Annotated in this window: 25 protein-coding genes and 2 pseudogenes; 16 read left to right on the top strand and 11 right to left on the bottom strand. The window is 72.0% G+C overall.

Going from position 1 to position 26,435, the window contains the following annotated elements:
- Positions 1–86: 86 nt before the first annotated feature.
- Entirely contained in the window at positions 87–650 is a 564-nt protein-coding gene (locus tag ACGFZK_RS14420; RefSeq protein WP_393849178.1) for a DoxX family protein, read from the top strand.
- Between the two features lie 52 nt (positions 651–702).
- Here ACGFZK_RS14420 and ACGFZK_RS14415 read toward each other — a convergent pair whose 3' ends face one another.
- Both ACGFZK_RS14415 and ACGFZK_RS14410 read right to left on the bottom strand, forming a co-directional pair.
- Positions 703–1,068 (bottom strand): hypothetical protein, encoded by a 366-nt coding sequence (locus ACGFZK_RS14415; protein WP_393849177.1) that lies wholly within the window; start codon positions 1,066–1,068, stop codon positions 703–705.
- A 150-nt stretch (positions 1,069–1,218) separates the two neighbouring features.
- Positions 1,219–1,707 carry a lamin tail domain-containing protein gene (locus tag ACGFZK_RS14410; RefSeq protein ID WP_393849176.1) on the bottom strand — a complete coding sequence of 163 codons (489 nt, stop codon included), beginning with the start codon at positions 1,705–1,707 and terminating at the stop codon, positions 1,219–1,221.
- A 435-nt stretch (positions 1,708–2,142) separates the two neighbouring features.
- Here ACGFZK_RS14410 and ACGFZK_RS14405 point away from each other — a divergent pair, with 435 nt between their 5' ends.
- From ACGFZK_RS14405 to ACGFZK_RS14395, 3 genes are all read left to right on the top strand, one after another.
- Entirely contained in the window at positions 2,143–2,712 is a 570-nt protein-coding gene (locus ACGFZK_RS14405; protein ID WP_393849175.1) for a hypothetical protein, read from the top strand.
- 87 nt (positions 2,713–2,799) lie between these two features.
- On the top strand, positions 2,800–3,348 hold the full coding sequence (locus tag ACGFZK_RS14400) for a DUF4262 domain-containing protein (protein ID WP_393849174.1): 549 nt from the start codon (positions 2,800–2,802) through the stop codon (positions 3,346–3,348).
- Positions 3,349–3,425: 77 nt separating this feature from the next.
- Positions 3,426–3,902 carry an HIT family protein gene (locus ACGFZK_RS14395; protein WP_393849173.1) on the top strand — a complete coding sequence of 159 codons (477 nt, stop codon included), beginning with the start codon at positions 3,426–3,428 and terminating at the stop codon, positions 3,900–3,902.
- Between the two features lie 21 nt (positions 3,903–3,923).
- Here ACGFZK_RS14395 and ACGFZK_RS14390 read toward each other — a convergent pair whose 3' ends face one another.
- Together ACGFZK_RS14390 and ACGFZK_RS14385 are read right to left on the bottom strand one after the other, a co-directional pair.
- Positions 3,924–4,568 (bottom strand): CatB-related O-acetyltransferase, encoded by a 645-nt coding sequence (locus ACGFZK_RS14390; RefSeq protein WP_393849172.1) that lies wholly within the window; start codon positions 4,566–4,568, stop codon positions 3,924–3,926.
- A 159-nt stretch (positions 4,569–4,727) separates the two neighbouring features.
- Positions 4,728–5,276: a GNAT family N-acetyltransferase gene (locus ACGFZK_RS14385; protein WP_393849171.1), complete on the bottom strand. Its 549-nt coding sequence runs from the start codon at positions 5,274–5,276 to the stop codon at positions 4,728–4,730.
- A 130-nt stretch (positions 5,277–5,406) separates the two neighbouring features.
- Between ACGFZK_RS14385 and ACGFZK_RS14380 the strand changes: the two are divergent.
- Positions 5,407–5,547 (top strand): annotated as a pseudogene (locus ACGFZK_RS14380) (VOC family protein); the annotation flags it as partial.
- 15 nt (positions 5,548–5,562) lie between these two features.
- Here ACGFZK_RS14380 and ACGFZK_RS14375 read toward each other — a convergent pair.
- Entirely contained in the window at positions 5,563–6,594 is a 1,032-nt protein-coding gene (locus ACGFZK_RS14375) for a hypothetical protein (protein WP_393849170.1), read from the bottom strand.
- A 130-nt stretch (positions 6,595–6,724) separates the two neighbouring features.
- On the opposite strand from ACGFZK_RS14375, the pseudogene ACGFZK_RS14370 reads away from it, so the two are divergent.
- The 4 genes and pseudogenes from ACGFZK_RS14370 to ACGFZK_RS14355 all read left to right on the top strand — a co-directional run bounded on the left by ACGFZK_RS14370 (position 6,725) and on the right by ACGFZK_RS14355 (position 12,539).
- Positions 6,725–7,322 (top strand): annotated as a pseudogene (locus tag ACGFZK_RS14370) (hypothetical protein).
- 90 nt (positions 7,323–7,412) lie between these two features.
- Positions 7,413–7,925: an NUDIX hydrolase gene (locus tag ACGFZK_RS14365; RefSeq protein ID WP_393849169.1), complete on the top strand. Its 513-nt coding sequence runs from the start codon at positions 7,413–7,415 to the stop codon at positions 7,923–7,925.
- A gap of 158 nt (positions 7,926–8,083) precedes the next feature.
- Entirely contained in the window at positions 8,084–10,639 is a 2,556-nt protein-coding gene (locus tag ACGFZK_RS14360; RefSeq protein ID WP_393849168.1) for a discoidin domain-containing protein, read from the top strand.
- A 109-nt stretch (positions 10,640–10,748) separates the two neighbouring features.
- Positions 10,749–12,539: a glycoside hydrolase family 15 protein gene (locus ACGFZK_RS14355; RefSeq protein ID WP_393849167.1), complete on the top strand. Its 1,791-nt coding sequence runs from the start codon at positions 10,749–10,751 to the stop codon at positions 12,537–12,539.
- Between the two features lie 324 nt (positions 12,540–12,863).
- Here ACGFZK_RS14355 and ACGFZK_RS14350 read toward each other — a convergent pair whose 3' ends face one another.
- From ACGFZK_RS14350 to ACGFZK_RS14340, 3 genes are all read right to left on the bottom strand, one after another.
- The gene (locus tag ACGFZK_RS14350) at positions 12,864–13,310 is read right to left on the bottom strand and encodes a hypothetical protein (RefSeq protein ID WP_393849166.1); all 447 of its coding nucleotides are present in this window, start codon (positions 13,308–13,310) and stop codon (positions 12,864–12,866) included.
- Between the two features lie 737 nt (positions 13,311–14,047).
- On the bottom strand, positions 14,048–14,437 hold the full coding sequence (locus ACGFZK_RS14345; RefSeq protein WP_185296817.1) for a hypothetical protein: 390 nt from the start codon (positions 14,435–14,437) through the stop codon (positions 14,048–14,050).
- Positions 14,438–14,625: 188 nt separating this feature from the next.
- Complete coding sequence (locus ACGFZK_RS14340; protein WP_393849347.1) at positions 14,626–16,827, bottom strand: SpoIIE family protein phosphatase; 2,202 nt, start codon at positions 16,825–16,827, stop codon at positions 14,626–14,628.
- A 220-nt stretch (positions 16,828–17,047) separates the two neighbouring features.
- Here ACGFZK_RS14340 and ACGFZK_RS14335 point away from each other — a divergent pair, with 220 nt between their 5' ends.
- Positions 17,048–17,785, top strand: a complete 738-nt coding sequence (locus tag ACGFZK_RS14335) for a class I SAM-dependent methyltransferase (protein WP_393849165.1) — start codon at positions 17,048–17,050, stop codon at positions 17,783–17,785.
- A gap of 85 nt (positions 17,786–17,870) precedes the next feature.
- Here ACGFZK_RS14335 and ACGFZK_RS14330 read toward each other — a convergent pair whose 3' ends face one another.
- Positions 17,871–18,779 carry an alpha/beta hydrolase fold domain-containing protein gene (locus ACGFZK_RS14330; RefSeq protein ID WP_393849164.1) on the bottom strand — a complete coding sequence of 303 codons (909 nt, stop codon included), beginning with the start codon at positions 18,777–18,779 and terminating at the stop codon, positions 17,871–17,873.
- A gap of 211 nt (positions 18,780–18,990) precedes the next feature.
- Here ACGFZK_RS14330 and tdh point away from each other — a divergent pair, with 211 nt between their 5' ends.
- The 3 genes from tdh (at position 18,991) to ACGFZK_RS14315 (ending at position 22,286) form a co-directional block, all read left to right on the top strand.
- Positions 18,991–20,019, top strand: a complete 1,029-nt coding sequence (tdh, locus tag ACGFZK_RS14325; RefSeq protein ID WP_393849163.1) for an L-threonine 3-dehydrogenase — start codon at positions 18,991–18,993, stop codon at positions 20,017–20,019.
- A gap of 122 nt (positions 20,020–20,141) precedes the next feature.
- Positions 20,142–21,359, top strand: coding sequence for a glycine C-acetyltransferase (locus ACGFZK_RS14320; protein WP_393849162.1), 1,218 nt, complete (start codon positions 20,142–20,144; stop codon positions 21,357–21,359).
- A 12-nt stretch (positions 21,360–21,371) separates the two neighbouring features.
- Complete coding sequence (locus ACGFZK_RS14315; protein WP_393849161.1) at positions 21,372–22,286, top strand: LysR substrate-binding domain-containing protein; 915 nt, start codon at positions 21,372–21,374, stop codon at positions 22,284–22,286.
- A gap of 74 nt (positions 22,287–22,360) precedes the next feature.
- Here the strand turns inward: ACGFZK_RS14315 and ACGFZK_RS14310 are convergent, their stop codons facing one another.
- Positions 22,361–23,140, bottom strand: coding sequence for a DeoR/GlpR family DNA-binding transcription regulator (locus ACGFZK_RS14310; protein ID WP_393849160.1), 780 nt, complete (start codon positions 23,138–23,140; stop codon positions 22,361–22,363).
- 180 nt (positions 23,141–23,320) lie between these two features.
- Between ACGFZK_RS14310 and ACGFZK_RS14305 the strand changes: the two genes are divergently transcribed.
- Genes ACGFZK_RS14305 through ACGFZK_RS14295 form a run of 3 tightly spaced genes read left to right on the top strand, consistent with a single transcriptional unit; the run spans position 23,321 to position 25,651 of the window.
- On the top strand, positions 23,321–24,223 hold the full coding sequence (locus ACGFZK_RS14305) for an SIS domain-containing protein (RefSeq protein WP_393849159.1): 903 nt from the start codon (positions 23,321–23,323) through the stop codon (positions 24,221–24,223).
- Complete coding sequence (locus ACGFZK_RS14300) at positions 24,220–25,056, top strand: class II fructose-bisphosphate aldolase (RefSeq protein ID WP_393849158.1); 837 nt, start codon at positions 24,220–24,222, stop codon at positions 25,054–25,056. The genes ACGFZK_RS14305 and ACGFZK_RS14300 overlap by 4 nt, the downstream gene beginning before the upstream one ends.
- Before the next feature lie 22 nt (positions 25,057–25,078).
- Positions 25,079–25,651, top strand: coding sequence for a hypothetical protein (locus tag ACGFZK_RS14295; protein WP_393849157.1), 573 nt, complete (start codon positions 25,079–25,081; stop codon positions 25,649–25,651).
- 51 nt (positions 25,652–25,702) lie between these two features.
- Here ACGFZK_RS14295 and ACGFZK_RS14290 read toward each other — a convergent pair whose 3' ends face one another.
- The gene (locus tag ACGFZK_RS14290) at positions 25,703–26,389 is read right to left on the bottom strand and encodes a hypothetical protein (protein WP_393849156.1); all 687 of its coding nucleotides are present in this window, start codon (positions 26,387–26,389) and stop codon (positions 25,703–25,705) included.
- Between the last annotated feature and the right edge of the window lie 46 nt (positions 26,390–26,435).

Below are 26,435 nucleotides of genomic sequence, written 5' to 3'. Positions count from 1 at the left end.
TCAGTGGTTAGGGTCGGGGCTCAGCGGTTCGAATTTGAACAATCTTCTCCTGCCTCCCCCGGACCGCCCGACCGGAAGGACCCCCCATGACCAGCCCCTCCGTCACCACGACGAAGCCGCAGGCCACCGCACCGGCCACGCACCCCCACCCCTCCGTCCTCTCCACCCCGGGCCACGACACCGGCCTGCTGCTCCTGCGCCTCGTCCTCGGCCTGACCATGGCGGCGCACGGCGCGCAGAAGCTCTTCGGCTGGTTCGGAGGCGGGGGCATCAGCGGCACCGGCCAGTTCTTCACCGCCAGCGGCTACCCCGCCGGTGAGGCCATGGCCGTCCTCGCCGGCCTGACCGAGACCCTCGGAGGGCTCGGCCTCGTCCTCGGGCTGCTCACCCCGCTCGCCGGCGCCGCCGTCGTCGGCACCCTCATCAACGCGATCGCCGTCCACGGCGCCGGTGCCTTCTTCGCCCCGAAGGGCATCGAGTACGAGCTGCTGCTGACGGCGGGCGCCGCCGCCCTCGCCCTCACCGGCCCCGGACACTACGCCGTCGACCGCTTCCTGCCCGTCCTGCGCAGCCACCGCCTCGCGCACGGAGCCCTCGCCCTCGCCCTCGGCGTGCTCCTCGCCGCCGCCCTGCTCCTCGTCCGCGACTGAGGGCTGTCCCCTCACCGGAGTCGAACTGCACGGCTGACGCGGGGTTTCGGGGTCAGCGGCCGGCGGTGATCCATCGGACGAGGGCTGCGTTGGTCGTGTCGTCGAGTGCGGAGAGGGTGTGGATGGCCGCCAGGTCGCCTGGGAGTGGTGGGATGCCGACGGTGGTCAGCGCTGTGTGGAGGTCGAGGCGGCGGCGGTCCGAGGCCTTCAGGGACCAGGTGTGGCGTGGATCGGACGGCTGCGGGTCTGTGCGCGGGTTCTCGTCGCTGAGGAGATGCGGCCTCTTCCCTTCACCCGGCTTCTGCGGCGGGACATCGCAGGCTGTGGGCTCCACGATGTCGGCGCCGGGGAAGCGGTAGGGGTCGAGGGTCAGCTGGGGGAGCGTGGCCGCTGAGGGGGAAAAGTGCCAGGGCTCCACAAGAACCTCCTGGGTTGGATGTGCCGCTGCTGTTTCGGGAGTGATCGAGCCCGCCTCCTGCGGTGGAGGGGGGGGCGTGCCGCGGCTGGTGGCCGCGGCACGCGGTGGCCGGCAGTTCACTCTCCCCGATGGTGTGGCTGCCGGTCCGGGTCAGCGCCGGTGGTTGTCGTGGTGTCCGCGGCGTCCCCAGGACTCGGTGTCGATGACGTTGCCTCGGTTGTCGCGGAGGGTGGCGGTGTCGCGCTCGTCCCAGATCTGGTGGCGGCGGTCCTGGTAGACGTCGCGGCGGGTGTCGTGTCCGTTGCCGGTGTGGACCTTGACGCTGGAGCGGCCGTCCAGGCGGAGGTGGTCGAAGCGGTAGCGGTTGCCCTGCTGGTCGGTGAGGGTGTAGCCGCGCAGGTTGACGGCGTTGCGGCCGGTGTTCTTCACCTCGACCCATTCCCGGTTCAGGGCGCGGTTGTCGCGGCCCCGGCTGTCGTGCTGGACGTCGCCGATGACGATCGAGGAGTGCCGGCCGTGGTGGCCGTGCCGGTCGTCGTCGTGGGCGGCGGCCGGCACGGCGGCAGCGCCGACCAGGGCGCCGGCGGCCAGGGCTGCGGCGAGAAGGCGGCGGGGGCGGGTGGTGGGAGAAGCGGACATGCAGGCGGCTCCTTGAACAGTCGGTCCCGTCCGGGCTTGTGCAGGCCGGGCGGGCTTCGTGCGGTTCCCGGCGTCCTGCCGGGAAGCGACACTCTGGCCCTCACCACGGCCAACCGCCACAACACGTGATGTGTGTTTCTCAATGCGGACATGTCCGTAACCCTCCCTTGTAAGAGGCAACCGTCAGGCTCCGGTTGACGGAAGGGAGCTCGGGCGGGAGGACAGCCTGCGAGACGTCGAAGCCAGAGGTTTCAGCCACATAAGCAGTTCATTCGCGCCAGGCCGCGTGCTGTGCGCCGAATGGGTTCAGGGCTCTGTAACAGGCACTTCTGCCGTTTCCTCGCGCGCAGTTACGTGCCCCCGTGCCGAGGTGCAGGGCTGGGGGCCGGCGGGGGTGGCCGCCGAGCCTGGCGGGGCGCCGCGTACGGTCGGCGCATGCACGATCAGCGAGACCGGGATGAGGACGGCGGCACGCCGGAGCGCAGGCAGTCCGCCCTGCACGCTGACGTCACCGACGGGGCTGCGGAGGGTGAAGCGGTGGTGTTCGTGTGCGCGACATGCGGCATTGCGCTGACGGGCCCACTCACCCGGCTGCCCGAGGTTCCCGAGGCTCCCCACTACGCCTGGTGGGACGCCGATGAGCGGGGTCCGTCACCGGCCACCGTGCCGTCATGCCGCTACGCGATCGAGACGCAGCCCTACGGTGCGCCCTTGGTCGTTGCCCAGGAGCCCGGTCCGGTGATGCCGCGCCACGGGGAGCACCGGAACGTGGAGGGAAAACCCTTGGTGTCGCAGGGCCCGCGAGGCAACATCGTCATCAACCCCGACGACGCCCGCGGCCTGGAGCTGCAGCACGCGTCCCCCGCCTGCTGCGGAGCGACTCCAGACGGCGGAATGAACCAGCTGTGCGCCTGCGGAACCCTCGTCGCGACACTCTGCTCCGACTGCTGCCTGCCGTACGAACTCCATCTCTCGGCCCGCAACGTGCGCGCGGTTCGCCCCTGAGCTGGAAGGCAGCGAAGTCCTTCGATGGCAACTGTGATCACCAATCCCGGCTGTCCGACGCGAACGCTCGCCTCGTAGCCTCCGCACATGACTGACGATCCGTTCCAGTGCCGCTGCATCCTCTGCCATGACTACGGTGACGGGGACGAAGCGGACCAGGCTGATCTGACGATCATCGAGAACGTGCAGCAGCACGGGTGGCACGTCGTGATGGTTCCCGAGGACGAGATCGGTCCTGGATTCGCCTACACGATCGGCCTGTCACACACTCACGGCGCACCTGAGCTCGCCATGTTCGGGCTCGATATCCACACCATGCACCGCATGCTCAACAAGCTGGGAGAGAAGGCCGCCGCGGGCTCTGTTCTGGCTGACGGCCAGAGGCATGCTGACGTTGTCGACGGTCACCAGATCGCGCTCAGGCGGGTCGATCTCCGCTGGTACCGGACCTTCTTCGGGCGGGCCATCGGGTTCTACCGGCGGCCTCCTCTTCCTGTGCTGCAAGTTGCGTGGCCCGACGGGGCCGACCGCTTTCACTGGGACGAGCAGGCTGAGGAGAAGCATCGGGAGTCCCAGCCTCAGTTGTGGCTCCCCCCGAGTGAGCATCCTTTCGGGATCTGGACGACCGAACTCTGACCTCAAGACGGTGGACGGTGACCGTCGGCCGCATCGTCGAACCGGGGTGGTGATCAAGGGCCGGGTAGGTTCTGACCATGGTTGACGACTGGCGGACGGACCGGATCGGAAGTGCTCTGCGAGGCGAGAACCCCACGGTGCTGCGGCGCTTGAACGCCGGGTTCGCAGTGATCGGCGATGTGCAGTTCCTGCCGGGCTACTCGGTGCTCCTGGTGGATGATCCCAAGGTGGAGAGACTGTCGGACTTGGCCAAGGACAGGCGGCTGGCCTTCCTGTCGGACATGGACCGACTCGGAGAAGCGGTCGAGCAAGCATCCCGTCGCATGGATGCGGCTTTCCGGCGGGTCAATCTGGAGATCCTGGGCAACACCGACGGGTTCTTGCACGCGCACGTATGGCCACGGTTCGACTGGGAACCGGCCGAGTTGGTGGGTATGCCGGTGTGGCTCTATGCCCGCGACAGGTGGTCCGACAGGCGGTTCGCACTCGGTCCGCGGCACGACCCGCTGCGCAAGGCGATCGGGGACGAGCTGGACCGTCTGCGCAGTGCGTGAACTGGGGCGCGAACGGTCGGCTCACGGGCGTGGTGCGGCCTCCTCGAGGTCGTCGACGGTGCCGGACATGACGGTCCGGATGTGCTCGGTGAGGTGTGCTGCGGGCCAGTCCCACCAGGCGATCGCGAGCAGGCGGGCGATGTCGTCCTCGCTGTAGCGGGTGCGGATGAGCCGGGCCGGGTTGCCGCCGACGATGCCGTAGTCGGGGACGTCCTCGACGACTACGGCACCAGAGGCGATGACCGCGCCGTGCCCGATGCGCACTCCGGGCATGACCATGGTGTCGTAGCCGAACCAGACGTCGTTGCCGACGACGGTGTCCCCCTTCGCGGGCAGGCCGGTGAGCAGGTCGAAGTGCTCGGCCCAGGAGCCGCCCATGATGGGGAAGGGGAACGTGGAGGGGCCGTCCATGCGGTGGTTGGCCCCGTTCATGATGAACCGCACCCCGGTGCCCAGCGCGCAGAACTTCCCGATGACCAGCTTCTCCGGCCCGTAGTGGTAGAGGACGTTCTTGGTCTCGAAGGCGGTCGGGTCCTGCGGGTCGTCGTAGTAGGAGTACTCCCCGGCCTCGATCAGCGGTGAGGTCAGCAGAGGCTTCAGCAACACCACGCGCGGCTGGTCCGGAAACGGGTGAAGCACGGTCGGGTCCGCGGGCAGACGATCCATGGCAGTCGCTTTCCGTACGGCAATGGCTGGCGAAGGTTCCCATTCTGCGCGCCGAGGCACGACTCGCCACCCGGAAGAGGTGGACACCCATCCCTGGGCGGAGGGCGACACCCTGCCCCGGCGTGTCGATCCCCCTGGGCCGGAGGATCAGCTACGGCGTCACGCGGCGTTCGCCCACTCCTCGCGAAGCATCCCGAAGAGCACGCGGTCGTAGCGCTCTCCCCCCAACAGCACCGCCGACCGGCGGCGGCCTTCCTCACGGAAGCCCAGCCTGGTGAAGGAGCGCATGGCGCGCTCGTTGCCGCTCCAGGTGTCCAGCTCCAGCCGGTTCAGGAAGTACGCGCCGAACAGGTGGCCCACGAGCAGCCGCAACGCGTCACTGCCATGGCCGCGACCCCAGAACTCTCGCTCGCCGATGGTGATTCCCAGCGTGGCCACCCCGGCGTGCGGGTCCAGGTCCCGATAGTCGGCCATGCCTATCACCCTTCCGCCTGCCAGATCCTCGACCGTGAACACGGCCGACTCCCTCGGGATCAGGCGCAGCATGGTGTCGAAGCCGATACCGATCGCCTCTGCAGAGACCGGGCCGAAACACGGATCGCCGGCCGCGGCCCAGCGCACCACTTCCGGGTCGTTGCGCCACCGAAGATGATGCTCCGCGTCCTCGGAGCGCAGCGCACGCAGCCTTACCAAATTTCCTTCGAACATCGCGCCACCCTATTCGATCACTGAACCGCTCAAGGCCGGCGATCCATGCGCAGTCGCCCTATACGTCTGCATCGGATGAGCAACAGAACTCCCTTGCCATGGTGCGCCGATGTCAACGATCAAGCAGTTGCAGGTAGCCGCGCTCGAGGCCGAATGCGCACGACTGGTCGCGCTCGGCGCGGTACGCGTGCGACTCCTGCTTGCCGATGAGGACAACGAGTCGTGCACCGGGATGCAGGACATCGAGGGCAACGAGTTCTGTCTCGACTGAGCGTCCTCCGGGCCGCTACTCCGCGGCCCAGTACGCCGCCCGTACCTCCTCCTCCGCGAACTCCCGGCGCGGCAGACGCAGGCCGAGCGACTCCTCCAAGGCGTGGAAGTACAGCTCGAACGTGCTGGTCAGTTCGGGGTGGTCCAGTTCGGCACGGCGCACGGCGCGGTTGAGGAAGTCCAGCTCGCCGCCCCGCAGATAGGGGGCGCGGCCGCGCTCGTACCAGATCAGCTCCAGCGCGCCCCAGTCGTCGTCGACGCGGCGACCGTCCCGCATGTAGTCGAAGGTGTAGATGGCCTTCGCGGAGGTGGCGGTCAGCCACACGCTCTCCTCGATCCCGAGCGCCGCGTACGCCTCCTTGTCGGCGAAGGACCCCGGCGGCGTGTCGTGGTACAGCAGGAACGTCCATTCGCCTGCCCGCCCGAAGCAGCAGCTTTCCCACTGGCGGTCCCGGTGGGCGCGGCCGCCGTCCCCGGCCCGCAGGTCCTTCAGGCGTGTACCGGCCGCGACCTGCACGGGATCGGCCCCGTACAGACCGGCCAGCCGCTCGGCGTCGACGGTCCGCCCGGGCGCCGCGCGGAAGAAGGAGAGCGTCGTGTACGGGTCCTGCTCACGCCAGGACCCGGCTATCCAGGCGAGCCCCTCCAACGGGTCGCGCCCGCACGCCTCGACCGTCCCCGTGTCGTCCAGGCCGCCACTGCGGAACCGTCTGCCCCACGCCGGATCGATCCGGTCCAGCGCGTCGGCCACCTCCTCGAGGCTGCCGCAGCGCCGACGTATCGCGGCCTCGGCGATCAGGTAAAGCACCTGTTCGAGGTCGCGGGTGGCGAAGACCTCCCGGTAGGCACCGCGATGCCCGCGGACCGTGCCGTCCTCGCCCAGCAGCAGGCACAGGCCGCCGTCCTCCGCATCCCCGGCGCGCTCGGCCCACTCTTCCAGCTCGTCTGCCGAGAGCGCCACGCGCGGCAGCCCGACCTCGTCGAGCAGGGGGTGTCCGGCGGCCCGCCGCTGCCAGGCCTCCGCAAGTGTCCGCTTGGTGATCTCCATGGCGTCAATATAAGAAGGGTCACTGACAATCACTGACGACCGACGTCCGCGGGCCCAGCCCGGTGAACGCAGCTGTCCAGGACGGCTCGAGACGAGACGCCGCCGGGAAGCCGGGGTCCAGAATCAGGGCATGGACGTCCCCAGGCTGCTGGAAGCCGCCTCCCTGCTGGTCCCCGAAGCGAGCGCCACCGAGAACGACATCACGATCAACGACGTGGGGGACCACCTCGCCCACGACGAGTGGGAAGGGCTCTCGGCCTGCTGGAGGAACTCGCCGGCGTCCACCGGCTTCCGCTGGGTTTCTGGGAGACTCTGGCCGCTGCCGCCGAGCGGCTGCGGCTGAGCAACAGCGCGGCCTGGTGTCATTGGCGCTGCTACGAGACACGCCACGGAATCATCCGGGCCGACCTCACCCTCCGCCCCGTCGGCGAGAGCCCTCGGCGGACTCCCTTCTCCGGAGCCGGCGTCCTTCGACCGATGTGGAACATCGGCAACCGAGCACCCCCGACCGGAGAGCCGGCCCTGAACATCGCCCGCCCCTGGGCGGAGTTCACGCCCCCCCCCTGGCGCCCGGCGAACGCTCCACGGTCCGGCTCGCCCCCCTCGATCCCTCGCAGTGGCAACACCTTCGGCCCGGCGAAGTGATCACCATGCACGAGGACCGGACCGTGGGCGGCACGGCGGTCATCCTGGAGGTCCAGCGTCCTACGGCGACACCCGCCGCCTAGTGATGCCCGGTTCGGCGGCGCCACGAGGGCCAAGCCCGGCGCCGCCGAAGCCTGCGAAGCCGTGGGAACGCCCGGACTACGCTGTCGGCCATGCCGATACCCCGCCCGTCGTTCAGCGTGGGCCCAGACGTTGAGCAGCCCGTCCCCGCACCCGGTGAGGTCTGGACCGTCGGTGCCGTCATCCTCAACGGCAACGGCGAAGCGTTCGCCCAGAAGCGGAGCCCGACCCGCCGCCTCTTCCCCGACACCTGGGACATCGTCGGCGGCCATGTCGAGGCCGGGGAGACGCTTCTGGACGCTCTCGCGCGCGAGGTGGAGGAAGAGACCGGCTGGCGCCTGCGCCACGTACGGCTTTTCCTCGGCACCACCACCTGGACCGGGGACGACGGCGACGGGCTCCGGCATGAGGCCGACTACCTCGTCGAGGTCGACGGCGACGTGGACCACCCCACGCTGGAATGGTCCAAGCACACCGCCTTCGGCTGGTTCGGCCCCGACGACCTCGACCACCTCAAGGAAAACCATCCGCCCGGAGAGTCCTCGATCCACGATCTGATCGCACGAGTCGTACGCGTCGTACGAGATCGCCCGGACACCCGCTAGGGGGACCGTGACGCCGGGTGGGCCGACGTGGTCCGCCCGGCGTCGACATATGCCCACCGGCCATGCGGATTTGCGCCAACTCTCCTTGACTTTAGGCGAGTTGCTGTTGTGCTCACCTATGTTCTGTGCGGCACATCAGCTCGCCCCAGGAGGTCAGATTGCAGTCCAGGCGCTTCTTGGCCCTGCACCGCGTGATACGCCGCTCCCACCTGCTCATCGCCTTCGGCCTCGGCGCGCTGCTGATCGGCCTGATCCCGTGGCTCGGGGTCACGAGCACGGCAGCGGCCGGCCGGGCGCCGGCGCCCCGGCCCGCACCCGTGCCCGCCGATCAGCAGACGGCGAAACAGTCGCCGCATCACGGCATAGCCCCGGCGAACGCGATGGAGCCGGCGGCTCCGACGCTCGACCGTACCGGATGGACGGCCACGGCGAGCGACGAGGAGACCGGCAGCGAGAACGGCCGCGCCGCCCATGTCCTCGACGGCAATTCGACCACCATCTGGCACAGCAAGTGGTCGGGCACCCCTGCCCCCCTGCCGCACAGCATCACCATCGACATGCACCGCACGGCGGTCGTCTCCGCGCTCGTCTACCGCCCCCGCGCCGACGGGCCCAACGGGCGCGTGGGCGAGTACAGCATCAGCGTCAGCCCCGACGGCCTGAGCTGGGCGAGCCCGGTCGCCACCGGCACGCTCGCGGACGACGCGAGCGCCAAGACCCTCGGCTTCGCCCCGCAGGGGGCCCGGTTCGTCCGGCTGACCGCCCTCACCGAGGCCGGCGGCCGCGGATCCTGGTCCTCCGCCGCGGAGATGGACCTGCTGGGCGACCCCGGCACCCCGGCGGCCACCATCGACCTGTCCCGTACCGGATGGACGGCCACGGCGAGCGACGAGGAGACCGGCAGCGAGAACGGCCGCGCCGCCAACGTCCTCGACGGCAATGACAACACCATCTGGCACAGCAGGTGGGCTCCCGCGCCCGCCCCGCTGCCGCACAGCATCACCATCGACATGCACCGCACGCTGGCCGTCTCGGCCCTCGTCTACCACCCCCGCCCCGACGGGCCCAACGGGCGGGCGGGCGCCTACACCATCGCCACCAGCACCGACGGCTCCACCTTCGGCACACCGGTGGCCGCGGGCACCTGGCGGGACGACGACTTCGTCAAGACCGCCACCTTCACCCGCGCCGAACAGGCCCGCTTCGTACGGCTCACCGTGACCAGCGAGGCCGGCGGCCGCGGGCCGTGGACCTCGGCCGGTGAGATACGCCTGAGCGGACCGGCCAGCCCGGCCGTACACGGCTCCTGGAGCCGGATCACCGGCTTCCCCCTGGTACCCGTGGCCACCGCCGCCCTGCCCGGCGACAAGCTGCTGGCCTGGTCCGCGTACGCCGTCGACCGCTTCGGCGGCAGCAACGGCTACACCCAGACCGCGATCCTCGACCTGAAGACGGGCAAGGTCACCCAGCGCCGCATCGACAACACCGGACACGACATGTTCTGCCCCGGCATCGCCATGCTCGCCGACGGCCGTGTGCTGGTCACCGGCGGCAGCAACGCCGAGAAGGCGAGCATCTACGACCCGGCCACCGACACCTGGTCCGCCACCACGAGCATGAACATCGCCCGCGGCTACCAGGCCATGACCCTGCTCTCCACCGGCGAGGCCTTCGTCCTGGGCGGCTCCTGGAGCGGAACCGCCACCACCGAGAAGGCCGGTGAGGTCTGGTCGCCGGACACCCGCACCTGGCGCAGCCTCCCCGGCGTCTCCGCCGCCCCGGCCCTGACGGCCGACCCGGCCGGGCCCTACCGCGCCGACAACCACATGTGGCTGCACGCCACTTCGGGCGGCAAGGTCCTGCACCTGGGCCCGAGCAAGCAGATGAACTGGATCTCCACCAGCGGCCGGGGCGGCATCACCTCCGCCGGCACCCGGGCCGACAGCCAGGACGCCATGACCGGCAACGCCGTCGCCTACGACATCGGCAAGCTGCTCACCCTCGGCGGCTCGCCCGCCTACGAGAAGACCCCCGCCACCCGGCGCGCCTACACCGTGGGCATCGCGGGCGACCAGGTCCGGGCAGCCCGTACGGGCGACATGGAACACGCCCGCGCCTTCAGCAACAGCGTGGTCCTGCCCGACGGCAAGGTGGCCGTCTTCGGCGGCCAGGCCTATCCGGTGCCGTTCAGCGACGCCACCTCCGTCCTGACCCCCGAGCTGTGGGACCCGGCCACCGGCAGCTTCACCCCCCTCGCCAGCATGGCCGTCCCGCGCAACTACCACAGCGTGGCCAACCTGCTGCCCGACGGACGGATCTTCTCCGGCGGCGGGGGCCTGTGCGGCGACTGCGCGACCAACCACGCCGACGGGGCCGTCTTCACCCCGCCGTACCTGCTCAACGCGGACGGATCACCGAAGCCGCGGCCCGCCATCACCGCGGGCGTACCCCCGAGGGCGGCCCCCGGCGCCTCGCTCACGGTGCGCACGCAGAGCCCGGTCGCGTCCTTCGTCCTGATGCGGGCCGCGGCCGCGACCCACTCCACCGACAACGACCAGCGCCGGGTACCGCTGGTCTCCACGGCCGCGGGGGGCGGTACGTACACGGTGGCCATCCCCGCCGACACCGGAGTGGTCCTGCCGGGGACCTACATGCTCTTCGCCCTCGACGCCCAGGGGGTACCGAGCACCGGCCAGTTCGTCACGATCTCCTGACCCACCTCTCCTGACCCGCTCTCTCGTGTGACCGACCTCTCCTGACTCCATGAGCGGTGTCCGGGGCCAGAGCTGATTGGCCCCGGACAATCAGGGGAATAGCGCACGAATGACACAACCCATCGAAGACTACGCACTCATCGGCGACCTGATGACCAGCGCTCTGGTCGGCCGCGACGGGTCCATCGACTGGCTGTGCCTTCCGCGCTTCGACTCGGCGGCCTGCTTCGCCAAGCTCCTCGGCGACGAGGAGAACGGCCACTGGCGCATCGCCCCCCTCGACGCCGCCGACGGCGAGCCCTGCACCCGTCGCGCCTACGTCGACGGCTCGCTGATCCTGGAGTCGTACTGGGAGACCGAGACCGGCACGGTCAAGGTCACCGACTTCATGCCCCAGCGCGACGTGGCCCCCGACGTCGTGCGCATCGTCGAGGGCATCAGCGGCACGGTCAGGATGCGCAGCACCCTGCGCCTGCGCTTCGACTACGGGCACGTCGTGCCCTGGGTGCGTCGCAGCGACGGCGACCGGGTCGCCGTCGCCGGACCCGACTCCGCCTGGTTCCGCAGCGAACCCCCGGTCCGCACATGGGGCGAGGAGAACAGCACCTGTTCCCAGTTCCCGGTCAGCGCCGGCCGGCGCATCGCCTTCGTGCTGACCTGGCACCCCTCGCACCGCCCGCGCCCCGAGCCCACCGACCCCTTCGACGCACTGGACCAGAGCCTCGCCGACTGGCGGGAGTGGACCGCGCAATGCCGCTACGAGGGCCCCTATCAAGAGGCGGTGACCCGCTCCCTGATCACCCTCAAGGCCCTCACCTACGCCCCGACCGGCGGCATCGTCGCCGCGGCGACCACCTCCCTCCCCGAGGAGCTCGGCGGTGTCCGCAACTGGGACTACCGCTTCTGCTGGCTGCGGGACTCCACCCTCACCCTCGGCTCGCTCCTGTCGACCGGCTTCCTCGACGAGGCCCGGGCCTGGCGCGAATGGCTGCTGCGCGCGGTCGCGGGCGACCCCGCCGACCTCCAGATCATGTACGGGATCGCCGGCGAGCGGCGGATCCCCGAGAACGAACTGCCCTGGCTGCACGGTTACGCCTCCTCCGCCCCGGTCCGCGTCGGCAACGCGGCCGTCGACCAGCTCCAGCTGGACGTGTACGGCGAGGTCATCGACTCCCTCTTCCTGGCCAGGTCCGCCGGTCTGCCCTCCGAGCGCCACTCCTGGAGCATCCAGATCGCCCTCCTCGACTTCCTCGAACGCAACTGGCACCGGCCCGACGAAGGCCTGTGGGAGGTCCGCGGCCCCCGCCGCCACTTCGTGCACTCCAAGGTGATGGCGTGGGTCGCGGCCGACCGGGCCGTGCGCACCCTGGAGAGCGACCCCTCGCTGCCCGGCGACGTGGAACGCTGGCGCGCCATGCGCGACGAGGTGCACCGCGACGTGTGCGACAACGGCTACGACCCCGAGCGGGGCACCTTCACCCAGTACTACGGCTCGGCCGAACTCGACGCGGCGACCCTGCTCATCCCCAGGGTCGGATTCCTCCCGCCCGAGGACCCGCGGGTCATCGGCACCGTGGACGCGGTGCGCGCCGAGCTCGGCAGCAGCGGACTGGTCCGCCGCTACAGCACCGCGGACGCCACCGTCGACGGCCTGCCGGGCGACGAAGGAGCCTTCCTGGCCTGCTCGTTCTGGCTGGCCGACGCCCTGCACATGACCGGCCGGGAGGAGGAGGCCCGCGCCCTGTTCGAGCGGTTGCTGGCCGTACGCAACGACGTCGGCCTCCTCGCGGAGGAGTACGACCCCCTCGCCGGACGCCAACTCGGCAACTTCCCGCAGGCGTTCAGCCACGTCGGCCTGGTGAACACCGCTCTCACCCTGGCGCGCTCGTACAAGGGATGACCGCGGACCGTGTGGGGTCCCGAATCTTGTGTCCTCGTCCGCGTGGCGATGTCCACCTGATGTCCATTTGGGCATGGCTGCGGGATCCATGCCTCCAGTGCTGGTCATTCGCCTCTTCGTGTACGGGACCCTTCCGGCTGCCATCGGTGCGTACGGACCGGGGCAGGACCCAGCGGTCGACGGCCATCCGGGCCGCCTGGCACAACGCGGATGGGGGTCCGATGGGGACAGCGGAGCCGGCGACACGTCACCCGGGGGCGCCCGGCCGGGCGCCCCCGGGGTTCTGGCGATCAGCGGTTCCGGCGATCCCGGCGGATCACCGGATCACTTGGCCTCCATGTCGCTCCTGATCATGGACATCGCGGAAGCCAGGATGCCGATGGCCCTCTGCACCTCGCGGATGCCCTCGTTGGTCTGGGGCTCGTCCTTCTGGTCGACCCCGGCGACACACGCGTTGCTTCCGTGCTCGAAGTCGGTAAGGGCTTCCGCCCAGAAACCCTTGGCCTTCTCGCTCGGAGGGGTGCCGTACTTCTTCGCCTTGGCCACCGCTGCCAGCAGCTCCTGACAAGCGGTGCGCTTGTCGTCCATCACTTGCATGCTCGCCGTGTTGACGTGGCTCGAGCTGTCGGACAGCGCCTTGACCCTGTCGTCACCCCCCGAAGACCACCAGTCCTCCAACTCATCGGCCGGGGTCGAGGAGCAGCCGACGAACAGCACTCCGGTGGCGACGGTAGCGGTGGCGACAGTGAGCAAGCGGACGCCGAAACGCATGGAACCCCCCTGTGTTCGAATCTCAGTGATGTTGCCAGGAACCACCTTGCCGGGTAGGGCCAACGCGCGAACTGCCCATCGCAAGCGCTCCCGCTGCCCAGCGGCGGCCTCCTCCGGCCGGCGAGGCCTTCTCGACGACATCGACGCGACCCGAACCGCATTCTCCGCGGCGTCCACAGCTTCTACTGCCGGTACTTCGCCTACGGCGGGTGAGGAAGGGCGCGCTCGTCATCTGGTCAGTCAGTCCCAGCTATTCCTCTTACGCGAGCGATCCCTCACCAAACGACGGACCCGATCCCTCACCAACCAACGAACATGCGGCTCTGCAGCGGACCGTCCTCGCCTTCGGCGCCGGCTTCTTCGACCCGGGCGAGCAGCACGCGGTCGGCCGGTCCAGCCCCCTGAGAGCAGAGCTCGGGTCGGGAGCGCCGAGGACGCAGCTCCCACGGGAAGGCCAGTGAGGTCGCGAGGCCGTTTCCGGGAGTCGGAGTGCCCCTCTCTACCCATTCGAACCGCTGTGCGCCGCTGTGAGCGCCTCTCAGGCCCTTGATCGCCGCTTCGCAGAGCGCCGCAGGAGGCCGTACAGCGCCGGGAAGGATCATGTGTGCCGAGCGGCAGCCGGTGGCGATACGACGCTCACCTGCTCGCCGCCATCGTCGAGCTCGGCGGTGAGCTGGAGCTCCCAGCCACCCGTAACGGGCGCTTCGGGGGCGCGGTCATCCCAGAAGGCTGCGCGGTCAGCGCCGGCCGCCGCCGATGCGGCGGTCGTCGGCCAGTGCGGTAAGCGGGCCGAACTCGCGGGCAAGCTGGTTCCACGTCAGAACCTCGCCACAGCGGGCCGGGAACTCCTTCGGGTTGAACTCGGGCATGGTCCAGGTGCCAGTGCCCCGGTCCCGCAGCCACAGGTCCCCGTCACCGTCGACCACAGTCGGCGGGACCGGTACGGGCTCGGCCTGATCGGTGGGCTCCCAGGTGACCCGGCCCGGGTGGGAAACGCGGCGCAGCTCGGTGGTGGCCAGCCGCGCGGCCAAGTCACGGGTGGACTCTTCGGCGTCCTTGACCGACGCGAGTCGGTATGCGTCGTCAAGTACGGGCAGGGCTGGATTCTTGCTGCGCTTTGAACTCATACGCTGACTACCTCCGGCGGGGGGGCGCCGTTATGGCACCCCGTGGAGGAACACGGTATCCGAGGCGTGAGCCGGGCCGGCTACGACCACTGTCCAGGTGGAGGCGCTGGCACACCGGGCGGTGGGGCCAGGTGGTGGGCTGGTCCTGGACGTGGCGCAACCCGTGGTGGTAGCGCTGACCGGGACTCCTACGTGTCGCCGCCCGTACGGGAGGCCAGCAGCAGGGCGATGTCGTCCGGCCGGTCGGCGCTGCCGCCCGCCTCGCTGACCAGCCGGTCGGCGGTCTCGGTCAGCGGGGACGGCCGGGCGGCGGCCAGGGCCCCGCGCAGCCGCTCCACCCCGACGTCGATGTCCACGCCCGGCCTCTCCACCAGCCCGTCCGTGTAGAGGGCGAGCACCGAACCCGTCGTCAGGCGCAGCTCCGTGACCGGGTACGAGGCCTCCGGGTCGATGCCGAGCACCACCCCGCCCGCCAGGTCCAGGACCTCCGTCCGGCCGTCCGGGTGGCGCAGCAGCGGCTGCGGGTGCCCGGCCCGGGCGGCCGTGACGGACCCCGACGCCGGGTCGAGCAGCATGTAGCAGCAGCTCGCGAACTGGCCCGGATCCAGATCGATCAGCAATTGGTTGGTGCCGCTCACCACCTGCTCCGGGGTACTGCCGCTGAGCGCGAAGGCCCGTACCGCGCTGCGCAGCTGGCCCATGGTCGCCGCGGCGGCCACACCATGGCCCTGGACGTCCCCGATGACCAGGGCCAGCAGGCCGGCGCCCGTCTCGATGACGTCGTACCAGTCACCGCCGACGTCCATGCCCAGGGTGCCGGGGAGGTAGCGGCCCACCGTGGCCACGTGCTCGCGCACCGGCAGCCGGTGCGGCAGCAGGGCCGACTGCAGACCGCGGGCGAGCGCCGCCTCGCTGTCGTAGCGCCGGGCCCGCGCCAGGGCCTGCGCGATCAGACCGGCGAGCGCGGTCAGCACCGTACGCTCCTCCGCGCTGAAGCCACGGGGAGAGTCGAAGCCGAGGATGCACGAGCCGACCGGCCGGCCGGAGGCGATCAGCGGCAGGAAGGCGCGGGCGCCGACGTCGGCGTCCAGCGGAATGCCCGGATAGGCGGCGGCCAGGTGCTGCATCGACTCGAAGAACATCGGGCGGCCCGTGGTCAGCGTCTCCACGCCCGGCAGCCGGACGTCGAGCGAGACCCCGTCGAACCGGTTGAGGAAGCCCCGCGGGAAACCGGTCTCCCAGGCCAGGTACAGGTGCCGCTCGTCGAGCAGGTAGATCGCCAGCTGGCGGCCGCCGAAGGCGGGCAGCAGCTCTTCGGTGACCACCGCCGACACCTGGCGGGCCGTGACGGCCTCCGTCAGCGCGATCGCGAGGGCCACCGGCCGGTACAGCGACGAGGCCTCGTCGGCGGACATGCCGAGCGCCGTCTGCGTCGCCGCCTCATGCGCCGCCTCCGCCTCCGCATCCGTCCCCGGCCCGGCCCGCGACGTCGGCGCGTAGGCGGGTTTCGCGGACGTGCCCAGCGTCAGGGTCACGCCGTCGGCCGCGGGGTACAGGTCCACCGACAGCCACTCCCCGCGTGCCTGCGGGCCGCGCCGGGCGGGGAAGTGCACCGGCTCACCGGACATGAAACCGGCCCGGAAGTGGTCCTCGTAGGCGGGATGCCCGAGCCACGGCAGCGCCTCCCAGAGCAGCCTCCCGCGCAGCTGCGGGGCGCCGAGGCCGAGCAGGTGCTCCGCAGCGGTGTTCACGAAGCCGATCCGGCCCTCCCGGTCCAGCGAGAGCACCGCCTGCGCGAGCCGGTCCGCGGCCCTGCGTGCGCCCTCGGCCCCGGCCTCGGGGGGCGGCATGGGCACGCCCACCGGGTCGCCCTCCCACAGCACCGGCGCCCCGGCCGCCGTGAGCGCGGCGAGGTCGGCGGCCAGCTGCTCCGAGGCCAGCCGCAGCCGTTCGCGGTCCGCGGTCCCGACCGGGACGCCCGGGGTCGCCTCGCGCAGCACCACCAGCACGCCGAACCTCTGCGTCCCGGCGGTCACCGGCTCGTACAGCGAGGCGAAGGGGAACGGCAGCCCCGCCACCAGCTGCGGGAAGCGGCTCATGGCCGACTCCGCGTCGGGCAGGAGAACGGCCTGCCCGGAGCGGTAGGCCTCGGCGACCGGGTACGGGCGGTTCACCTGCATCCGCCACCAGGGCCGGAACAGCTGCAGCGGCAGCCCGGTGAACACGGCCATCAGGAGCAGCCCGGCGGTGGGCGAGCGCAGATAGACCCCGGCCGCGTACCCACCGACGGCCTCCATCGCCTTCACGGCGGCCCGTGCGAGCACCTGGGCCGTCGCATCAGGGGCATCCGTGGTGTCGGGCGCGGCGCCGACGCTGTCCGCTCTCGCCATCACACAGCCAGGATGCGCCCTCGGCGGCGGCCCCTGCATCCCGGCTGCGTACGGCCCGGTCCCGGCCCGATCGGCAGGACACCCCCGGACCGCGCCCGGCCGATAGGCCGAGCGGTTCCCTCGTCCGGGGGACGCACGGGTGTGCGGACCACCCCCCGGACGCGCCGCGGGGCACGATACGCAGGCGTCCCACCCCCGGCAGGCCCCCGGAAGGCAGAGCATGCGGTTCCAGTACGACACCATCGGCGAGCGCTACGCGGAGTCCACGAGCACGGCGGCCTTCTCCGCGGCCGACACCTACACCCTGCACGGAGCCCTCGACGCCCTCGGCGGGGTGCGCGGGCTCGACGCCCTCGACCTGGCCTGCGGATACGGATACAACACCCGGCTGCTGGCCCGCGGCGGGGCCCGGCGGACCGTCGGCGTCGACGTCTCGGAGGAGATGATCCGGCTGGCCCGGGAGCACGAGGCGACGAAGGGTCGGCCCGACGTGGAGTACCACGTCGCCGACGCCACCGGCCTGCCCCACCTCGGCCCCTTCGACCTCGCGACCGCCGCGTACGTCTTCAGCTACGCGCCCGACCGCAGGTCCCTGCACGCGATGTTCCGGTCCGTCCGCGCCAACCTGCGCTCCGGCGGGCGCCTGCTCGCCATCGTGGCCAACGCCGGGGCGTTCCCGCGCGTGGACTGGTCGCCGTACGGGGTGCGCATCCTCGACCGGGTCGCGGACGGCGACGCTCCGCTGCTCAAGGCGCACTTCCTGACCGAACCGCCGGTGCCCTTCGAGATCCGCGAGTGGGCCCACGCCGACCTCGCCGAGGCCGCCGTCGACGCGGGCTTCGTCACCGTCGGCTGGCAGCCGAACCGCACTCCGCCCGCCGACGCCGTACGGGACGAGGCGTACTGGACGGCGTACCGTGCCTGGCCGATCAGCTCCCTGATGACCTGCACCGCCTAGCGGGTCCTTGCCGATCAGGCCGGGCTCCGGCCCGGCCGGCAAGGCACACCCAGCCGCCCCGTCGCCGGGAGGGAACCGCGTGCCGTCACAGCTCCGCCGTCGACCTGATCAGCTCGACGATCCGCTCGCGCGCCGCCCGTCCCTCCGGCACGGGCAGCAGCGGGTAGCCGTGCGGCAGCCCCGCCTCCTCGTGGAACTCCACCTCGGCCCCCTCCGCACGGGCCCGGCGCAGCAGCTCGCGGCTGTCCGTGGTCAGCACGTCCCGGGTGCCGGTGAACACCGTCATCGGCGCCAGTCCGGCGAAGCCCCCGTGCAGCGGGCTGACCCGGGGATCGTCGGCGGCCAGGGTCCCGGCGTACAACCGCCCGGCCTCCCGCAGCCCCGGCCGGGCCAGCAGCGGATCGGCCGCCTCGATGGCCGCCTGGTCCGGATGGCTCATGGTCACGTCCAGCCAGGGGGAGATCAGCACGATCCGGGACGGCTGGTCCCCGGTGCGGTCGCGCAGCCGCTGGGCGGCCGCGAGCGCCAGCCCGGCCCCGGCCGAGTCCCCGATGAGCACCGTCCCGCCGGAGCCGCCGCTCGCGATCAGACCGCTCAGCAGGTCGGCGGCGACCGGCACGGTCCGGTCGGCGGTTCCGCGCGGGGCGAGCACGTACGCCGGTACGACGACCCGCGCCCGCGCCTGCGTGACCAGGGTCCGGATCAGCGCCCAGTGCGGGCGCACCAGCTCGTTGATGTAGCCGCCGCCGTGTACGTACAGCACGTGGGCCGCGGGCTCCGCCCCGAGCGGGGAGACGTCGTACACCGGCCAGGCCCCGACGAAGGTCCGTGAGACGTCCGCGAGCCGCCCCAGCCGGCGCGGCGGCAGATGCGAGGCGGGCCTGCGGGCGGACTCCGCCACCCGGGTCCGGACCGCCTCCGCGCTCGCGAACCGTCTTCGGCGTCCCGCCGCGGCCAGCGCTGCCGACAGCGCCCTGCTGCGCAGACTCGGCACGCCCCTCACCTCCCCTTTTCCCCGCGCCGTCGCCAGCGCGGGCCCCTGCCCCGTCACGGGAGGAGCATAGGCGTGAAGCTGCGCTGTCGACCCGCTTAAGAAAGTCTCGATGGACTGATCACCGCGCTGATCGGCAGATTGGTGCACGTCACCGACGCCGCCCGGGTCCGCCCGCCCGCGGCGCCCCCTTCCGCATGCCTGGAGCCACCCCATGAAGGCACTCGTCAAGCACAAGGCAGAACCCGGCCTGTGGCTCATGGACGTACCCGAGCCCGAGTACGGCCCCGGCGAGGTGCTGATCAAGGTGCTGCGCACCGGCATCTGCGGAACGGACCTGCACATCCGCGCCTGGGACGGCTGGGCGCAGGGCGCCGTCAAGACCCCCCTGGTCCTCGGCCACGAGTTCGTCGGCGAGGTCGCCGCGGTCGGCGCGGACGTCCAGGACATCGAGCTCGGCGCGCTGGTCAGCGGCGAGGGCCACCTGGTGTGCGGCAAGTGCCGCAACTGCCTGGCCGGCCGTCGCCACCTGTGCCGCAGCACGATCGGGCTCGGGGTCGGCCGCGACGGCGCCTTCGCCGAGTACGTGGTCCTGCCCGCCCAGAACGTGTGGGTGCACCGCACCGCCGTGGACCTGGACGTCGCCGCGATCTTCGACCCCTTCGGCAACGCCGTGCACACGGCGCTGTCCTTCCCGCTCGTCGGCGAGGACGTACTGATCACCGGCGCCGGCCCGATCGGGATCATGGCCGCGGCCGTGGCCAAGCACGCCGGTGCGCGCAGCGTGGTCATCACCGACGTCAGCCCCGAGCGGCTGGAGATCGCCCGCAAGGCGGGCGCCACCCTCGCCGTCAACGTCGCCGAGTCCTCGATCGCCGAGGCGCAGACCAAGCTCGGCCTGCGCGAGGGCTTCGACATCGGCCTGGAGATGTCCGGCCGCGCCGAGGCGATGCGCGACATGATCGACAACATGACGCACGGCGGCCGGATCGCCATGCTGGGCCTGCCCGCGCAGGAGTTCCCGGTGGACTGGGCGAAGGTCGTCACCTCGATGATCACGATCAAGGGCATCTACGGGCGTGAGATGTTCGAGACCTGGTACGCGATGACCGTGCTGCTGGAGGGCGGGCTCGACCTCAGCCCCGTCATCACCGGCCGCTACTCGCACCGCGACTTCGAGGCCGCCTTCGACGAGGCGTCGACCGCCCGCAGCGGCAAGATCATCCTGGACTGGACGGCGTAACCGCACCGCCCCCTCCACCCCACCGAACCATCTCCCTCCGGCCGGGCCCCGCACACCCTCCCCCCTCCGCGGGGCCCGGCCCCCTCCCTCGTCGCCCTCCGCCGCACAAGGAGAACCGCCCCATGTTCGAGACCGTCCGCGAGGACCTGCGCTCCACCCTCGACGAGATCCGCGCCGCCGGGCTGCACAAGCCCGAGCGCGTCATCGGCACCCCGCAGAACGCGGCCGTCGCCGTCACCTCGGGCGGCGCCGGCAGCGCTGCCGGTGAGGTGCTCAACTTCTGCGCCAACAACTACCTGGGGCTGGCCGACCACCCCGAGGTCGTCGCCGCCGCGAAGGACGCACTCGACCGCTGGGGCTACGGAATGGCCTCCGTCCGCTTCATCTGCGGCACCCAGGAGGTGCACAAGGAGCTGGAGGCGCGGCTCTCGGCCTTCCTCGGCCAGGAGGACACGATCCTCTACTCCTCCTGCTTCGACGCCAACGGCGGCGTCTTCGAGACCCTGCTCGGCGCCGAGGACGCGGTCATCTCCGACGCCCTCAACCACGCCTCCATCATCGACGGCATCCGCCTCTCCAAGGCCCGCCGCTTCCGCTACGCCAACCGCGACCTGGCCGAGCTCGAAGCCCGCCTCAAGGAAGCCACCGAGGGCGGCGCCCGCCGCAAGCTGGTCGTCACCGACGGCGTCTTCTCCATGGACGGCTACGTCGCCCCGCTCGCGGAGATCTGCGACCTGGCCGAGCGCTACGACGCCATGGTCATGGTCGACGACTCCCACGCCGTCGGCTTCGTCGGCCCCGGCGGCCGCGGCACCCCCGAGCTGCACGGCGTCATGGACCGCGTCGACATCATCACCGGCACCCTCGGCAAGGCCCTCGGCGGTGCCTCCGGCGGCTACGTCGCGGCCCGCGCCGAGATCGTGGAACTGCTGCGCCAGCGCTCGCGCCCGTACCTCTTCTCCAACTCCCTCGCCCCGGTCATCGCGGCCGCCTCCCTCAAGGTCCTCGACCTGCTGGAGTCCGCCGGTGACCTGCGCGAACACCTTGCCGCCAACACCGCGCTCTTCCGTACGAAGATGACGGAGGCCGGCTTCGAGGTCCTGCCCGGCGACCACGCCATCGCCCCGGTCATGATCGGCGACGCGGCGGAGGCGGCCCGGATGGCGGAGCTGCTCCTGGAGCGCGGCGTGTACGTGATCGGCTTCTCCTACCCGGTGGTGCCGATGGGTGCGGCGCGCATCCGCGTCCAGCTCTCCGCGGCCCACTCGACGGCCGACGTGGAGCGCGCGGTGGCCGCCTTCATCGACGCCCGTGCGGCGCTTTCCGCTGCTCAGGGCTGACATCATGGAGGGGTGATCGACCCCCGCCGGCTGCGCATCCTGCGGGCCGTGGCGGACCACCGTACGGTGACCGCCGCGGCCGCAGCCCTGTACCTCACCCCGTCCGCCGTCTCCCAGCAGCTCGCCGCGCTGGAACAGGAGACGGGCCACGTGCTCCTCACCCGCAGCGGGCGCGGGGTACGGCTCACCGCGGCCGGTGAGATCCTGCTCGGCCACGCCCACCAGGTGCTCGCGCAGCTGGAGCGGGCGGAGGCCGAACTCGCGGCGTACGCGGGCGGTTCGGCGGGCGAGGTCACCGTGGCCGCCTTCGCGACGGGCATCGCGGAAGTCCTGGCCCCGGCCATCGCCCGGCTGGCGCGGGAACAGCCGGGGATCCGGCTGCGGGTCCGGGACGCGGAGGGCGACCAGAGCCTGCCGCTGCTGCTGGACGGCGAGGCGGACCTCGCGCTGGCGGTCGAGTACCGGGGCGGCCCGGGCGCCGACGACGGGCGGCTCTCCATCCTCCCGCTGTACGCGGAACCCTTCGACGCGGTCCTGCCGTCGGGGCATCCGCTGGCCGATCCGCCCGCCGTTTCGCTGGCGGACCTCTCCGACTCGGACTGGGTGGGCCAGTACCCGGGCAACCCGTGCCACGACGTGACGCTGCTCGCCTGCGAACTGGCGGGCTTCCAGCCCCGGTTCGTGCACTCCTCGGACGACTTCCGTGCGGTGACGGCGCTGGTGGGCGCGGGGGCCGGAGTGGCCCTCGTCCCGCGCTCGGCCCTGCGGGGCATGGACCTCAAGGAGGTCCAGGTCCGCCCGGTCACGGGCCCGGCGGCCACCCGCCGCGTCTTCGCGGCCACCCGCCGCGGCGCCGAGACCCACCCCCTGATCGCCCCGATCCTGGCGGCCCTGGTCCGCGAGTCGGAGCGCCTGCCGACGCACTGAGGCGGCTGCGGGCTGCGGGCTGCGGATTGCGGGCAGAGGAGCCGCCGCGTGTTCGACCGGGCCCGCCGCGGGCCTCACACCCGGACCACCTCCACCCCCGCCCCGCCGAAGGCCTCCGCCACCGCGTCGGGCAGGCCCGTGTCCGTCACCAGGATGTGGACCGAGGAGGTGGCGCAGATGCGGGCGAAGGCGCGGGCGCCCAGTTTGCCGGAGTCGGCCGCGATGACCACCCGGCGGGCGCGTTCGCACAGCAGGCGGTTGATCGAGGCCTCGTCCTCGTGGCGGGTCGCCGCGCCGTCCGTCGGGTCGAAGCCGTCCACGCCGAGCACCGCCGTGTCCACCGTGAGCTGTCCGAGGACCTGCTCGGCGAGCGGGCCCGTCAGCTCATAGGACCGGGGGCGGGCCACGCCACCGGTCATCACGATCTTGAACTGCGGCCGGATCACCAGCTCGCCCGCGATGTTGAGGGCGTTCGTCACCACCGTGAGCGCCGGGGAGCCCCGGGCCAGGTCCGGGCGTCCGGCCAGGGCCCGGGCCACCTCGGTGGTCGTGGTGCCGCCCGTCAGGCCGATCACCTCTCCCGGGGTGATCAGGGCCGCCACCGCCTCGCTGATCCGGCGCTTCTCGGCCGCGCGGCGCGACGTGCGGTAGCGCAGCGGGAGTTCGTAGGAGACCCCGTGCAGCACGGCTCCGCCGCGCGTGCGGACCAGCAGCTGCTGGTCGGCGAGCCGGTCGAGGTCGCGGCGGATGGTCGCGGCGGACACGCCGAGGGTCTCCGCGGCGGGCTCCACCTCCAGCTCGCCCTGTTCCACCAGCAGGTCCAGCAGTGTCTGCCACCGCTCCGTGCGGGTCACGGGCCGCCCCCCTTCGTGCTGTGCGACATTCGTTCCACGGCGATTCCGACGGCCCCCCATCGGCCTACCGGGCGACACTAACTCAGCCGATCAACCCGCAGATGCTTGAAGTTGCGTGAAATCGGCCGCTACCTTGCAGGAAAACGCATTCAGACCCGTCTGTCGCACGAGGGAGCCTGTATGAGTCACGTTGCGTACGAGTTGGGCACGCAGCCCGCATGCTGGGAGCGGGCCGCCGAACTGGCCCCGGCGCAGCGGGCGGTGCTGCCGCAGGCGGGGGAGCGTACCGCGATCGTCGGGTGCGGGACCTCGTACTACATGGCCCAGGCGGCCGCCGTGCTGCGCGAGGAGGCCGGCCAGGGCGAGACCGACGCCTTCCCGGCTTCGGAGTTCCCGCGCCACCGCCGCTACGACCGGGTTGTCGCCCTGACCCGGTCCGGCACGACCACCGAGGTACTGGACCTGCTGGCCGGCCTGCGGGGCGCGGGCGTGCCCACGACCGCGATCATCGGCGATCCGGCCACCCCCGTGATGACCGCCGCGGACGAGCTCGTCGTCCTCGACTTCGCCGACGAACAGTCCGTCGTGCAGACCCGTTTCGCGACCACCGCCCTCACCCTGCTGCGCGCCCACGCCGGGCTGCACACCCCCTCGGTGGTCGCCGACGCCCGCACCGCCCTCATCGAACCGCTGCCCGCCGGGATCGCCGGCCGGGGGCAGTTCACCTTCCTCGGCCGCGGCTGGAGCGTCGGGCTCGCCCACGAGGCCGCCCTGAAGATGCGCGAGGCATCGCTGTCCTGGGCCGAGTCCTACCCGGCGATGGAGTACCGGCACGGGCCGATCAGCGTCTCCGGGCCCGGCACCGTCACCTGGTCGCTCGACGAGGCCCCCGACGGGCTCGCCGAACAGGTGCGCGCCACCGGCTCCCAGTGGGTGCCCGGACGGCTCGACCCGCTCGCCGAACTGGTCCGCGTACACCGCCTCGCCCTCGCCGTCGCCGCCCACCAGCAGCTGGATCCGGACGCGCCGCGCAACCTCACGCGCTCGGTGATCCTCACCACCGGCGAGGAGGCGGTCCGATGAGCCTCGTCCGCGCGGGCAACCTCGTCCTGGAGGCGGCCGCGGGTGGCCGCGCCGTCGCCGCCTTCAACATCATCACCCTCGAGCACGCCGAGGCCGTGGTCGCCGGGGCCGAGGCGGCCGGCCTGCCGGTCATCCTCCAACTGAGCGAGAACGCGGTGAAGTTCCGCGGCGGGCGGCTGCTGCCCATCTCCCGGGCCGCCGCCGCCTGCGCGGAGGCCGCTGCGGTCCCGGTCGGCCTGCACCTCGACCACGTCAAGAGCCCCGAGCTGCTCCGGCAGGCCTGCGACGCGGGATACAGCTCGGTGATGTACGACGCCGCACAGCTCCCGTACGCCGAGAACCTGGAGGCCACCCGGTCCGCCGCCGACTGGGCGCACGCCAACGGGCTGTGGATCGAGGCCGAGCTGGGCGAGGTCGGCGGGAAGAACGGCGCCGCGCCGCTGGATCCGCACGCGCCCGGAGCCCGTACCGACCCCGACGAGGCCCGGCGGTTCGTCACCGACTCCGGCGTCGACGCCCTCGCCGTCGCCATCGGCAGCAGCCACGCGATGACCAGCCGGACCGCGGCGCTGGACCACGTGCTGCTGGCCCGGCTGGCCAAGACCGTGGAGGTGCCGCTCGTCCTGCACGGCTCCTCGGGCCTGCCGGACGCCGAGCTCGCGGCGGCCGTCGCGGGCGGCATCCGCAAGGTCAACATCGGCACCGCGCTCAACGTGGCCATGACCGAGGCCATCCGTGCCCACCTGACCCCGGCGGACCCCCGGCCGTACCTGACGGCCGCCCGTACGGCGATGACGGCGACGGCCACGGCTATGATCGGCGCCCTGAACTGAGGAACGACGGGGGGCGGCGATCGTGGACGTGCAGCGGGGACAGCCGCGGGGAGACCAGCGGGGAGACCAGCGGGGACGTACGAACCGCCGCCGGTTCCTGCTGATCGCCGGCCTTCCGCTGCTGACCGTCGGCGCGGGCCTGACGTACCTGATGTGGCCGGAGCCGCCGCACCGGCCCGAGGTCCGCACCGACCCGGAGCCGCTGAACCGGCGGCTCGGGCCCTTCCTGGGCGAGCTGACCGACGCGCACTGGCTGGGCTACGACATCGACGGTGCGGGCGACGACCGGAGCATCCCCGGCCCCGACTCCCGGATCCGGGTCGTCGGGGTCGCCCACCTGCCGGCCGGCGGCGCGGCCGCGATCACCGGCGGGCCCGACCACGCCTTCGCCCCGGGGGTGCCGGCCGATCCGCCCGCCCCGCTGAAGCCGTACCTGCCCGCCGGCGCATCCTGGCAGCACAGCCCGGCGTTCGACGCGTACGCGGACGGCGAGGGCGCCAAGACCCAGGCCGCGGACGGGTCCCCCACGGGCCGGTACCACTTCGACACGACCCGCGACCTCGTCCACTTCGACGTCCTGTACCTCTTCGCCTGACAACGGCTTCGCCTGACAACGGGCCACCCCGGCGCGGCTCGCCGGCGGGGATCAGTGCGCTGTGAGGCGGGCCTGGTGGGCCTGGATCGCGCGCCACTGGGCCCGGTCCGGGCGGGCACCCCGGTCCAGGGTCCGGGTGCCCTCGGCGAGCGTCAGGGCGCGCCCGCTGGACAGTGCGAGGGCGACGAACCAGGTGGTCCGCTCGGGCTCGACGGTCTCGTCGTAGTACCAGTCGGCGGTGACGGGGGCGTCCCCGGCGAGGAAGGGCCGCTGCAGGAAGTCCTGTACGGGGAGCGGGAAATGCCCGAGCACGCCCTGGGCCTCGGGGGCCAGGTCCAGCCGCAGCACGGGAGCACCCGGCAGGCCCGGGGCGGCACTCCGCCCGTCCGGCGAGGGCTTCCCGTCGAAGGAGCGGCTCTGCAGCGAGCCCGGCTCCACCCGGGCCCGCTGTCCGCGGTACTCCGCCACCCCGTCCCGCAGCACCTGGCCGACGCGGCACAGTCCGCGGTCCCCGACCACCACCGCCGAGGGGCGCCCGTCGGAATCCGGCCCGGCCCACCAGGTGAGGGACCGGCCCGCCTTCTCCAGCAGCCGGCCCCGTACGTCCCCCGGAAGCAGCTCCCAGTACGCGTGCCTGGCGGGGATCCCGGAATCGACGGGGAGGGCGCCCGGCTCGTGGACCTGGGTCACCGCCCGCGTGAACTCGGGGTCTTCGCGGCGCCATGCGTCGATGTCCATATCGGCCCATTGTGCGGCAGCCGGGCCCAACCGCACAGGTATTTCA

The organism is Streptomyces sp. NPDC048257 (assembly GCF_043201855.1).
Classification (GTDB): domain Bacteria; phylum Actinomycetota; class Actinomycetes; order Streptomycetales; family Streptomycetaceae; genus Streptomyces.
This window is presented reverse-complemented; position numbering and strand designations above follow the sequence as displayed.